The organism is Zunongwangia sp. HGR-M22 (genome assembly GCF_027594425.1).
GTDB lineage: Bacteria > Bacteroidota > Bacteroidia > Flavobacteriales > Flavobacteriaceae > Zunongwangia.
The window spans coordinates 90745-103127 of the sequence record NZ_CP115159.1 but is presented as its reverse complement, the minus strand read 5'-3'; the positions used below and the strand labels follow the sequence as shown (position 1 = coordinate 103127).

The window sequence follows — 12383 nt, the reverse complement described above, 5'->3', positions numbered from 1 at the left end:
AAACAACACATCATGTTTAAAAACTATATCAAAATCGCATGGCGAAATCTCATCAAAGACAAAACCTTTACAGGGCTTAATATTCTTGGATTATCTATCGCTTTTGCTGCAGCGATACTATTAAGTATTGCTTCGATTTACGAACTTTCTTTCGATAATTTTCATGCAAATAAAGATCGTTTATTTATCTCTTATTTTATTTCACAAAACCCAGAGGGCGCAAAAGCAACTATAACGCAGCCGCTCGCCATGGCACCTACTCTAAAAGAAGAAGTTCCCGGTGTTAAATATGCCAGCCGTTATCGCGAAGGCTATAATCTGGTAAAAAAAGGAGAGAAAGAATTATTGTTGGATTTAGTGTTTTTAGACAATGATTATTTCAAAATGTTTTCTTTTCCTATGCTCTACGGAAAGAAAAATGATCCTTTAGAACATCAAAACTCGGTTGTTGTCACTGCAGAAACTGCCAATAAGATCTTTGGAGAAACAAATGTTATCGGAAAAAGCTTCGATATTCAGGTTGGTGGCGAATTAAAACCTTTTGTAGTTACTGCAGTGCTAAAAGACCTGCCAAAAAACACCAATGATGATCTTAGTCTTGCCATTTCGATGGAAAATACTCCCTATTATCAGGAAAATTTAACCGAATGGGGAAATAGAAATCATCACGTGTATGTACAATTAGAAAATGGTGTTGATGTAGCCGATTTTGAAAAAAATGCTCAAAAATTCACCAATCTTCACTTTAAAGGAGATATCGACGATGCCCAGCGTGATGGCGCACAACCTAATGCTGAAGGAAACTATAAAAAACTAAAATTAATGTCGATCACAGATTGGCATTTTGTAAAAATTAAAAATCATCTTTTTGAAGTTTCCAAAAGTTACCCTTACCTGATTTTTGGGATAGGAATGCTTATCATCATAATTGCCAGCGTAAATTTTATTAATATGAGCATTGCCCGAAGCACAAAGCGACTAAAAGAAATTGGAATGCGCAAAACGCTGGGAGCTGCTAAAAGTCAGCTTTTTATTCAATTTTGGGCAGAAAGCGTGTTTATTTTTCTTACTTCAGCAATTATTGGTTTACTGCTAAGTCTTTTGATTGCCGATCCTTTTCAGTCGCTATTCAGAATTCCGGCTGAATTCAGCACTATCGTAAATCCGTCGATGATCCTTGGATTTTTAGTCATCATGGCGGCAATTACCTTAATCGCCGGTGGATATCCAGCCTTGTTGCTTTCAAAATTAAAAACCATTCAGTCGCTAAAAGGAAAACTGGATATGAGTGGTAAAAACAAGCTACGAAACGTGCTGATGGTTTTTCAGTTTAGCATTGCCATTCTTTTGGTTACGGGAACTTTGGTGTTGTGGCAGCAGTTGCATTTTATGCAGAATAAAAATTTAGGTTTCAATAAAGAACAGGTAATCGCATTTCCGCTAAACGGTAAAAAATCGGCTCGTGAATCTTTAAAATTACTACGGAATGAACTTCAGGATAATCCTAATATCGTAAACATTAGTGGTGCCGATAATATTTTGGGAATCGATGCCACAGGATCTCGTTTTGAAAGCCAGATGGGATTTGAGTATAAAGGCCGAAACATCAATACCAACGTATTAGCTGTAGATTATGATTATATAAAAACCTTAGACCTAAATCTGAAAGAAGGCCGTGATTTTAACCGAAATTTTGCCACAGATAGTCTTAGCCTGATTATCAACGAATCAATGGCAAAATTGCTTCAGGAAGAAGAGCCATTAAATAAAATGATCCCTATTGGAGGCAACCGAAAGTATAAGATTATCGGGGTGCTTAAAGATTATAACTTTCAGGATTTAAATAGAGAAATTGCGCCACTTACCATTTCTGTAGATCCAAACTGGGATCTTTATTATGCTTATCTAAAAGTTGCTCCAAATACGGCTTCACAAAGTTATGATGCGATAGAGAAAGCTTGGGCTAACATAGAACCTAATGCGGAATTTGTGGCTTCTTTTCTGGATGAAAATATAGATCGCACCTTTAGAAATGAAAAGCGACTAACCAGTATGATTACCAGTGGATCGATAATCGCTATCATTTTAAGTTGTATTGGGCTTTTCGCGATGTCCATTTTAGTAGTAACCCAACGAACTAAAGAAATTGGAGTACGGAAAATTGTTGGCGCGGGAGTCACCAATATCACCTTGCTATTAACCAAAGATTTTTTAATCCTAGTAGGAATCGCTTTTGTGATCGCAACACCTATTGCCTGGTATTTCACTAATGAATGGTTACAAAATTATGTGTTTAGAATTGAATTAAGCCTCTGGTTTTTTATTGCCGCAGGCGTATTATCACTTTTAATTGCTGTAGTCACCATCAGTTTTAGACCGTTAAAGCCGCATTACAAAATCCGGTAAAATCACTAAGAACTGAGTAAAACCTAAACATCATAGGTTTCAAAACCTGCGAGGTTTAAGATATAAGATTTCAAAAAAAATAAAAACATGTTATTACAACTAGACCACATTTACAAATGGGTAACCACCAGCGGAAGAAGAACATTCCTGCTAAACGATTTAAGTCTTAAAGTTGAAGAAGGCGAATTTATTTCCATTATGGGGCCATCAGGTTCCGGGAAATCAACATTGTTGAACGTGATTGGAATGTTAGACGGATTTCAGGAAGGTGAGTATAAATTTCTGGAGGAGACCATTCATAACATGAAAGAAAAACATCGTTCAAAATTATACAAAGAATATATTGGCTTTGTTTTTCAGCAATATCACCTTATCGACGAACTTACCGTTTACGAAAATATTGAAACGCCGCTACTGTACAAAAAAACAAAAGGATCTGAACGTAAAGCGCTGGTTGGCGATATGTTGGATCGTTTTAATATTGTAGGAAAAAAAGATCTTTTTCCTAACCAATTAAGTGGTGGGCAACAGCAATTGGTAGGGATCGCAAGAGCGCTAATTTCTAAACCAAAATTAATTCTTGCAGACGAACCAACCGGAAACCTCAATTCTAAGCAAAGCGATGAGATTATGCAGCTCTTCAAACAATTAAACGAAGAAGACGGCGTGACCATCATTCAGGCTACTCATTCTGAAAGTAACGCAGCTTATGCAAACCGAATTGTACATCTTTTGGATGGTAGCGAAAATAAAGGGAAATAGACATTACAGCTCTAAATTTAAGATACCACAAATCGAACTTAAAAATGCTCATTAAATTCAGGTACCCAATGATCTTCGTGATATGAAAGTTGCAGTTGTTAATGGTTCTTCAGCAGAAAGTTATTTAAAGGCCGAAAGAATTGCTTTTGAAGGATACAACGACATTCCTACCTCTTGCCTTCGCGTTCACAATTAACAGCGACTTGAGATTGCCGGTAAAAAAGGCATTTATTGGGATTTTTAGATCTCCTGAGTAACAAAAAGAACTTGAGCACTTTATTCCGGAAAAGAGATCAAACTAGATTTTTAAGTTTAGACGTATTTTAATTATAGTTTTGTTATTTGTTTAATCTTTTTTTGAGTTTTCAGTCTGAATTATTTTGCCAGATTTATCTATAGCCGGAACGCTGGTTTTGGTTCTTTCAACAGTTTTTATAAGACCGTCTTCGGTATATTCAAGCTTGTCGATACTTACCGATCTTCTAAATACGCCGCCTGTTGGTAATTGTGCGTTATGATATACAAAATACCAGTTATCACGAAATTCTACAACTCCCTGATGGTTAGTTGCAGATATAGGAAGCAGTTCATTAACCACTCCCTGATACCTCCAAGGACCGGTAATACTTTTACTTGTGGCGTATTCTGTTTTTGATGGATATCCCGATCCTGCATAGGTCATATAATAAGTATCTCCTTTTTTATGCACAAAAGGAGCTTCAAAGAAATTTTTGAGTTCCAGAGTTTGTACTTCCCCATCCATCTCAATCATATTATCTTTTAATTTTACCACACGCGCCTCACCCCAGGAACCCCAAAATAAATAGGCCTGTCCATCATCATCTACAAATACAGCAGGATCAATGTTTAAAGGGATAGCATTGGGCGTTTTATCCGTAACAATAGCTGCACCTTTTGCATCTTTATAAGGACCAAGAGGATGGTCTGCAACGGCTACGCCTATAGCAAAACCTTCATTTACACGAATATTTTTATGGGTAAGAGATACATACCACCAAAACTTACCATCGCGCTCCACCACATGACTTGCGAAAGCATTACCAGCAGCCCAATCAAAATCTTCGATGCTTAATAAAGAACCATGACTTGTGTAATCGTACATATCTGAGGTAGAAAACACCTGCCATTCATTCATTAGAAATCCTTCTCGACCTTCAATTTGCTCATCACGACCTGTAAAAAGGTAAAGCGTATCATTATAAACAAGCGGGCAAGGATCTGCGGTAAACATTCCTTCGATCACCGGATTGCCGCCGTACTTTTGTGCCTGAACATTTTGTAAACATAGAAATACTATACTTATAAATGTGCTACATAGTGCTAGTTTTCTAATGGAATATTTTGAGATTTTCATGAATATGAAGAGATTATTTATTTTGAAATATGTAAATATAGTGTAAGCACAATATGTTTCAAAGAATAATATCTTCTGAAAATTCAATTTTCATGAATGCCTAACCGCATTTATTAAAAGTAATTCAGAACAATCAAAGTTACTTTATCTCGATTCTGGATTTTGGTTATTCACTCTTTATCTATAATCTAAACTCAATATTTTCCATACATTTCACCTTCAAATCAAACACTCTAAAATGCAACTAGAAACTAACCGACTCAAAATTGTGAGTTTTCAAGCCGAATTGTTTATGCCGCTTTATCAACTCTTTTGCGAGAACGAAACCGTAATGAAATCGGCCTTTAAAGGAAGAACGCTCAGCAAAAAAGAGTTTTTAGATGTTTTAAGCAATAATTTTATCCTGAATGATGAAGATCAGATCGGTTTTGTATGCGTTTTAGACAAAACCACTGAAAACTTTATTGGTTTTACAGGATTAATTCCGTGTAACTTTCTTGGGGATGAAGATGATCTTGAATTTGGATTTGTGCTACATCAAGATTATTGGGGAAAAGGTTTTGCTACTGAAATTGGGCAATTTTGGATCGATTTTACTAAAAATGAGCTTCAATTAAATCGAATTTTGGCAGCTGCCAGTCCAGATAATCATGCTTCCATAAATGCCATTAAAAAATTAGGATTAACTGAAGTAAAAGAAATTTCTACTGAAAATCGAGGTTCCAGACTGGTATTTTCGAAGGAGTTTTAAATTTAAATGCTATTCAAAATTATCGAATTTTGGTTGAAGTTTTTGAATAAATAATCTTGATGAGATCCTTAATCAAGTTCAGGATGACAATTTAACTTATCGATTATTTAAAAAGCATCGATTCTGTTAGTTCTCAGAATCGATGCTTTTCCCTATTTTTCAGTTTTAATTTTTATCGTTTCTCCTTTCAGATTTTCACTACTCACTTTGAGTTTAATCGTTCCTGCTTCCATTCCAGATTTTAGAATAATCATTGCTTTTCCGTAGAATAAATCGACTTTATCATCCTGAAGTGGCTCGAAAGACTGTGGATCGCCATTTCCGGCACCGGCTAATTCTCCTGCTCCACTAACTTCAATTTCTAAACGTTCCTTCGCTAAAGGATCCAGATTTCCGTCTTTATCAAAAGCTTCCACCAAAATATAAGAAAGATCCATTCCATTGGCCTTTATCGTTTTTCGATCTGCCGAAAGCTTAATCTTGGTCGCTTCTGAAGTAGTTTTCAGTATTTTTTCTCCCAATTTTTCACCTTGTTTATAAGCGACTACCTTTACTTCTCCGGGTTCGTAAACCACGTCTTTCCACATCAAACGAAAACGTTCGGTTGAATTTTGAGATGCCGGCGATTTACATTGTTTGCCTTGCGATTTTCCGTTGATAAAAAGTTCGGCACAATCGCCATTGGTATACACAAAAACCGGAACATTCTCGCCTTCTTTTCCTTTCCAGTTCCAATGTGGTAAAATATGAATCGTTTTCTCATCGGGCTTCCAATAGCTTTTGTATAAATAATATCGATCTTTCGGAATTCCGACAATATCTACAATTCCGAAGTAAGAGCTACGCGCGGCTTCCTTATCGCTCATTCCCATATCTTTTACGGTTCGATTGGTGTACGGTGTTGGTTCCCCCAAATAATCGAAACCGGTCCATACAAATTCGCCTGCGATATACGATTCATCTTGCTGCCACATAAAATCATCGTCGCCAATTTCTGCCCAACTTGGCGCATGAAAATCGTAAGAACTAACCTGAAGTGATTTGGTGAAATCTGTTTTCTTTTCGGGTAATGGAAATTCGTAAAATCCGCGTGTACTTACGGTGGAAGCAGATTCTGAAATAATGACCGATTTATTGGGTTCCATTTGGCGAGCCAATTGATAACGCCTGCCGTAATTCCAACTATGCACATCGTAAAAATCAAAATGTCGTAAAGCTGCATTATCCTGAACATCATTCACCATAGTTACCGGACGGGTATAATCGTATTTTCGAACATAATTCAGCATGGTATGTAATCTCTGAAAACCATTATTAGCATTGGCCTGCACATCATGCATCTCGTTCCCTACACTCCAAATAAATACTGACGGATGGTTACGATCTCGCATTACGAAATTGCGAATATTTCGTTCAGCAAAACTTTCAAAGTTAGTGGTATCTACAATATCGGCTTTGCGATCGTATTTATCAAAAACCTCGTTAAACATCAAAATGCCCATTTTATCGCACAATTCTAAAACTTCAGGAGCAGCGGTATTATGGCTGCTTCTAATTGCATTTACACCCATAGATTTCATAATTTCTAATTGACGTTCCATGGCTCTGGGATAGAATGCAGCGCCAAGCGGACCGTGAGCGTGGTGCAAATTCACGCCTTTAAGCTGCACCCTTCTTCCGTTTAAATGAAATCCATCATCTGGCGTAAATTCAATGCTTCTAATCCCAAAAGTAGTTTCAGAAACATCACTGATTTTTTCATCTACATTAACTTCTGTAATGACTTTATATAAATGCGGATGTTCGATATCCCAACGCATAGGATCGATTAGTTGTACATCTACTTCAAAATAATTTTCTTCGCCGGCTCTTAGATCATGAGAAATACTTTTGCTGGAAACCTCGTTGCCTTCAGGATTTAAAATGCGCTGTGTAACGCTAACTTTTTTTGCTTCGGAAGTTTCATTTTTTACCAGACTGGAAATTCGAACATCGGCATAATTTGGTTTTATGATTGGCGTAGTAATTTGCGTTCCCCATATTTTTGTATGGATTGGCGCCATAGAGATTAAACTGACTTTCCGGTAAATTCCTGCTCCGGGATACCATCTGCTATCGTGTTTTCGCGTATCCACATGAACAGCAAGTACATTCTTAGCATTTTCAGAATAATCAAGTTTATCGGTAATATCTATATAAAATGAATTATAGCCATAATCCCATTGCCCGGCAAGCTCTCCATTAACATACACTTTCGGGAAGGCCATTACACCATCAAAAATCAGGAATACTTTATCGTCCTTTTTTATTGCTGAAAGATCTAAATTTCGGCGATACCAAGCCTCCCCTTTCCACGGAAGTTTCCCGGTATTGCCATCACCATCTTCAATAAAATCTTCTTCAACCGCCCAATCATGCGGAATGCTTATTGTTTTCCAATCTGAAGTATTTGTTACCACTTCTTTGGCTTCAGAAGGATTTCCTTTTATAAATTTCCAGTCATTTTGAAGAATTTCTGTGTGGCGTTGCTGCGCATAAGCTGAAGCCTGAAAAAATAAAACTAAGATTAATAAATTAACGATTTTCAATTTCATTGATGATAACTTTAGTTACGGTTTTCTAATTTAATGTAAATTTTACAGTTATCTTTCAATGCTTCTACTTTTCTTATCATCAAAAGCTTACAAAATCGTATTAGCATGATTTCTGAAAATTATTCAAAAAAAAAAGCTTCTCGAGACGAGAAGCTTTTTTATATAATTTCAATCTGTCTTTAATATATAACAGCACCACCTTCTGGCTGCAATTCTATTTTTAGAGTTCCGTTTTTCTTTACTTTCGAAGCTTTATAAGCTGCGGTTTTATCTTTGTTATCATAAAGATGTTTCATCTCTTTTCCTGCTAACATTGGTAGATTGAGCTCTATTTTTCGTTTTTCCTTTTTAGCGTTTGTTACCGCAACATACCATCGATCACCTTTTCTACGAGCTAAAGCGGTATAATCTTCTGGTTCTCCTCCAATATAAATCGTCTCATCCCAAACTGTTGGTACTTCTTTTATAAAATCTAAAACATAATTGGGCTGCTCCTCTAAATTATTAGGTGTTAATCCAAAATGTTGAATTGGTGAAAAGTATAATATAGAAGTTGCTAATTCGAAAGCATCAGTTGTACTTCTTATTGTACCACTTTCCTGATCTCTGGACATTCTTTGATTTAGAAATACCGGAGCAAAGTCCATCGCACCTATAGCATTCCTCGTAAAGGGTAAGATTGTAGAGTTTAAGGCATGTTTATCTAAAGCTTCCTGACCAAATATTAAATTCTCTGAAGCTAAAACTGCCTCTGAAGTTACATAATTTGGATACATTTTTTCCCATCCTCTTGGGATAGTACATCCATGAAATGTAATTCCCAGACCATAATCGTTAGCTTCGGCTAAAATATCTTCGTACAACTTCATGGTGGTTTGTTTATCCCCGCCAAAGAAATCGACTTTTAAACCTTTAACACCAATTTTTTGCAACCACTCCATTTCTTTTTTTCTGGCAGCGCTAGTATTCATTTTATCCTGTGGAGTTTGTGGCGCTTCGTTCCAATATCCGTTAGAATTATACCAAAGCAAAACATCTACATTTTTAGATTGTGCATATTTCACCAGCTCTTCCATTCGTTCGTAACCAATATTATTATCCCACCAATTATCGATCAGTACATATTCAAAATTTAAAGATGCGGCGAGATCGATATATTTAATCTGGTCTTCATAATTAATACTGTTATCCTGCCAAACGATCCAACTCCAGGTAGCACGCCCCATTTTGTAATCGCTACTAGGTTCGTATTTTTGTTTTACTAAATCGAAAGCTACCGTAGATTCAACTATTGGTTTTAAAGTTTTCCCAAGCGTGATTGTTCTCCACGGTGTTTTTGCTGGCATTGCCATAGCAGCAAAAGTATCGCCAATGCTATTATTTTCTCCTTCCTGCGGAAATTTGATACTGAATAAACCGTCATCTGTAGATTCACTTAATCGACTACCGGGATAACGACTATCTACACCGGTTTCAGAAATCAAAATCCAGCCTTTTTCACCTAATTTGAATAATGCAGGAAAAGTATAACCAACACCATACTTTGATGGCTCACCTAATTTCTCACTTAGCGTATATTCTTCTTCATAAGAAGGTTTAGTTTCACTCCACCCCGTCATTGGTAAGGCTTGTGGCGTAATATAGCTAGTTGTACCTTCTGGCAAATTAAAACCAGAGGTTTCTTCAAGAATCTTGATATTACTTCTCCCAGCTTTTGATTTTAGTTGATACGAATATGCTACATCGCGATTAGAAACTCGAAAATATACAAAAAGGCTATCGTCGTTTTCATTTACAAATTTTGCCACTAATTCATTAGCCTTATAATCTACATGGCTCACTTTGGCCTTCTTTAGCTCGTAAGAATCTTCGATGCTATTAATTTCCGAAGAAATATATTTAAGATTTGAAGAAAAATCACCCAATGAGGTTTTTAAACCTAACGGCGAGTATTCTAAAAACGAAGCGTTTGCGTAACGAACATCATAAGATATTTTTCCGTTGTTTTCATTTAATTTTAAACTGATTTGCCCATCTGGACTTTTGATTTCACCAATTTGTGCGGTAACTAGATTACCTAAAAATAGTAAGGCAAGAAAAGGTTGAATTCTTAGTAATTTCATTTTTTAAATTTCGGATTATAACTAACGTTTAAGCTTATGTTGATTTAAAATTTGTTTTTTATTCGCTTCTATTCCAATTTGTTTAAAAGCGAAAACCTTAACGAATAACTGAATTTTAAAAATACTATTATTCTGAATGTTTAATAGTACGTGCACCTAAAAATTATAATTCGAGAACTGTGAAGAAGAAAAATACTACTTAAAATATAAGGCATTTTCTGAATGAAAACGATGATCAATTGCCGCTAGATAACGATCCTACCACTCAAAACAATAGGATAATTACATTATAAGAATAGCCAAGAATCATTAGCTATTTTAGGAATAAACTGAGCTAAAACCTAAAACCTAAAAATTATAGTATTAAGGTAAATTATTGTAATAAATCATATCGAGAGTAAACCACACCGCTGTTGTGCTTAAAACAAGAATAATGAAAAAACGATTTTTATGTAAAAAAGATAGCATTGGTCATTAAAAGGTTTTAGTTGGTGGTACTAATTTAAATAATTAAAATCTTATACACGCCATTTCGTCTATATTTTTTTCGATTTCATCGAAAAAATTAAATTTTATTTGGATTTATAATTCCTTTGAATAAAACCTGTTTAAGTATAATTATATGAGCATTTGAAGGATAGTGATAATTTTTTCCGCTTACCAGATTAAACTTGAAAATGAAAAGATTTTTTCGCAATTAAAAACAAAAAAGTCTCTCTATTGGAGAGACTCATGAAAGTAAAAAAACCAGCTAAAATTAGTAGCCAGGATTTTGTACTAAATTGGGGTTAGCATCCATTTGCTCCTGAGGAATTGGTAAAATATCTTTTCCTGTAGGAAATGTAATTCCGAAATGATCGGAAATATAATTTAAATGCTCACCAGATCTTCTTAGCACCCACCATAAAGAAAATTCTCCTCCTAATTCGTGTCTATATTCTTCTAATATGACATCTAACATATCACCATCTGGCAACGTCGTTAAACTTGCTCGTTCTCTTACTTGTGCGACGTAATCTTCTGCCGTACCTATATTTCCTGCACGATGATGAGCTTCAGCAAGACTAAGCAAAACTTGACCGTAGCGAAGCAAAATTAGATTTTGATCGCTAAAAATATTTCCTTGGAAAGCATCAATAAGTGGATTTCTCCAGTACTTCACTTCATAATAACCACTTCTCCCTTCTTGAGTCCATGGATTTTCTACAGTTCCGCAAGTGTTTATTCCGTTATAATTTGCCTGAATATTTGGATAATCTGATATATTGATATCTGGATCTGGATGTTCATCTACAGGCCCAATTAAGGTTGCCGATCTTCTTTTATCACCTTCTTCAAAAGAGTCGTAATACTGTTTTTTTGGAACGGTATATCCACCATAAGTCTGAATTTCTATAGGCATCGTAAACCATTTAAGAAAACTCATATTATCATCATTTCCTCCCCAATTTGCTGCGCAATTCTATATCTCCACGCAATAATTATACTATCTTAATCTATCCTTTTGCGAAAATACATAGCTTAAAGAATGAATACCTTTTTATTTGATCATGCCTGTTCCGAAAATATATGTTTTTTCGAAATATTTTATTTGGGGGTATAAATCTAGCTTTGAAACTAATCAACTTGCCAAATTGTATAGATTATTCCAATATATCTTATTTGCCTTTTAATATCTCAAACCCCACACTTTTAAATGTTAAATCCTCAAAATTAAAAAACATAAATATCTATACTTCAGATGTTTAATTATATTTGCAATACCCGAATTATGTTATATAAATCATAAAATTTTACTTTAGGCTTTATATTCTTCCTACTCAAATTTCAGCAAATAACAGGCTGAGCTATAGTTTCACTTGGATTCTATGCTATTATAATTTTTTATTGTAACCTAATTTGTATAACCGATGAATAGAATTAGATTAAATCTTGTATTGTTTTTTTGTCTTGTTCTTTATTCACTTCGATAAGCTGTGATACGCAAGATTATGGAATGTATGAAGTAGATAGAATCGTGGGTTCTTGGAAGTTAGTGGAAATTTATAACGATAATAACCAATGGACCCCTGCTGAGAATACCTATAGCTATACTTTTAATGAAGATGGGACTTTCATTTCTACACGGTTTCCTCAGTGCACTATAGGAAGTTATTCGATTCAAGATGATGAGATATACTTAGACTTTGATTGCACTACAAACAGAATGATAGGAATAGCAAGCACCTCATCTACTATTGTTGAAGAATTGGATTACGAAGATGTTAATATTATTTTCACTCCTGCTTATTCCGACTGCGATCAAGGATGTAGGTTAAAATTTAAACCTATAAACTAATTAAATATTCGAATATAGCTTTAGAATTATCAGC

General features: G+C 35.2%; 8 protein-coding genes. 4 read left to right on the top strand and 4 right to left on the bottom strand.

Annotated features, from left to right (window positions below):
* Positions 1 to 12 precede the first annotated feature (12 nt).
* Positions 13 to 2406, top strand: a complete 2394-nt coding sequence (locus PBT91_RS00355) for an ABC transporter permease (RefSeq protein ID WP_270059829.1) — start codon at positions 13 to 15, stop codon at positions 2404 to 2406.
* A gap of 87 nt (positions 2407 to 2493) precedes the next feature.
* A complete protein-coding gene (locus PBT91_RS00350; RefSeq protein WP_270059828.1) occupies positions 2494 to 3168 on the top strand; it encodes an ABC transporter ATP-binding protein in 675 nt (224 codons plus the stop codon).
* Between the two features lie 346 nt (positions 3169 to 3514).
* On the opposite strand, the gene PBT91_RS00345 is transcribed toward PBT91_RS00350, so the two are convergent.
* The gene (locus PBT91_RS00345) at positions 3515 to 4543 is read right to left on the bottom strand and encodes a glycoside hydrolase family 43 protein (protein ID WP_270059827.1); all 1029 of its coding nucleotides are present in this window, start codon (positions 4541 to 4543) and stop codon (positions 3515 to 3517) included.
* A gap of 238 nt (positions 4544 to 4781) precedes the next feature.
* On the opposite strand from PBT91_RS00345, the gene PBT91_RS00340 reads away from it, so the two are divergent.
* A complete protein-coding gene (locus PBT91_RS00340) occupies positions 4782 to 5294 on the top strand; it encodes a GNAT family N-acetyltransferase (protein ID WP_270059826.1) in 513 nt (170 codons plus the stop codon).
* Between the two features lie 152 nt (positions 5295 to 5446).
* Here PBT91_RS00340 and PBT91_RS00335 read toward each other — a convergent pair whose 3' ends face one another.
* The 3 genes from PBT91_RS00335 to PBT91_RS00325 all read right to left on the bottom strand — a co-directional run bounded on the left by PBT91_RS00335 (position 5447) and on the right by PBT91_RS00325 (position 11437).
* Positions 5447 to 7888, bottom strand: a complete 2442-nt coding sequence (locus tag PBT91_RS00335) for a glycoside hydrolase family 2 TIM barrel-domain containing protein (RefSeq protein WP_270059825.1) — start codon at positions 7886 to 7888, stop codon at positions 5447 to 5449.
* A gap of 179 nt (positions 7889 to 8067) precedes the next feature.
* Entirely contained in the window at positions 8068 to 10011 is a 1944-nt protein-coding gene (locus PBT91_RS00330) for a glycoside hydrolase family 97 protein (RefSeq protein WP_270059824.1), read from the bottom strand.
* A 757-nt stretch (positions 10012 to 10768) separates the two neighbouring features.
* Entirely contained in the window at positions 10769 to 11437 is a 669-nt protein-coding gene (locus PBT91_RS00325) for a RagB/SusD family nutrient uptake outer membrane protein (protein ID WP_270059823.1), read from the bottom strand.
* Positions 11438 to 11956: 519 nt separating this feature from the next.
* Between PBT91_RS00325 and PBT91_RS00320 the strand changes: the two genes are divergently transcribed.
* The gene (locus tag PBT91_RS00320; protein ID WP_270059822.1) at positions 11957 to 12349 is read left to right on the top strand and encodes a lipocalin family protein; all 393 of its coding nucleotides are present in this window, start codon (positions 11957 to 11959) and stop codon (positions 12347 to 12349) included.
* The last annotated feature ends 34 nt before the right edge of the window (positions 12350 to 12383 follow it).

Bases quoted from the DNA above. Each gene is read 5' to 3' on its own strand.
- PBT91_RS00350 (WP_270059828.1), top strand. From the start codon at position 2,494: ATGTTATTACAACTAGACCACATTTACAAATGGGTAACCACCAGCGGA.
- PBT91_RS00325 (WP_270059823.1), bottom strand. From the start codon at position 11,437: ATGAGTTTTCTTAAATGGTTTACGATGCCTATAGAAATTCAGACTTAT.
- PBT91_RS00335 (WP_270059825.1), bottom strand. From the start codon at position 7,888: ATGAAATTGAAAATCGTTAATTTATTAATCTTAGTTTTATTTTTTCAG.
- PBT91_RS00355 (WP_270059829.1), top strand. From the start codon at position 13: ATGTTTAAAAACTATATCAAAATCGCATGGCGAAATCTCATCAAAGAC.
- PBT91_RS00345 (WP_270059827.1), bottom strand. From the start codon at position 4,543: ATGAAAATCTCAAAATATTCCATTAGAAAACTAGCACTATGTAGCACA.
- PBT91_RS00340 (WP_270059826.1), top strand. From the start codon at position 4,782: ATGCAACTAGAAACTAACCGACTCAAAATTGTGAGTTTTCAAGCCGAA.
- PBT91_RS00330 (WP_270059824.1), bottom strand. From the start codon at position 10,011: ATGAAATTACTAAGAATTCAACCTTTTCTTGCCTTACTATTTTTAGGT.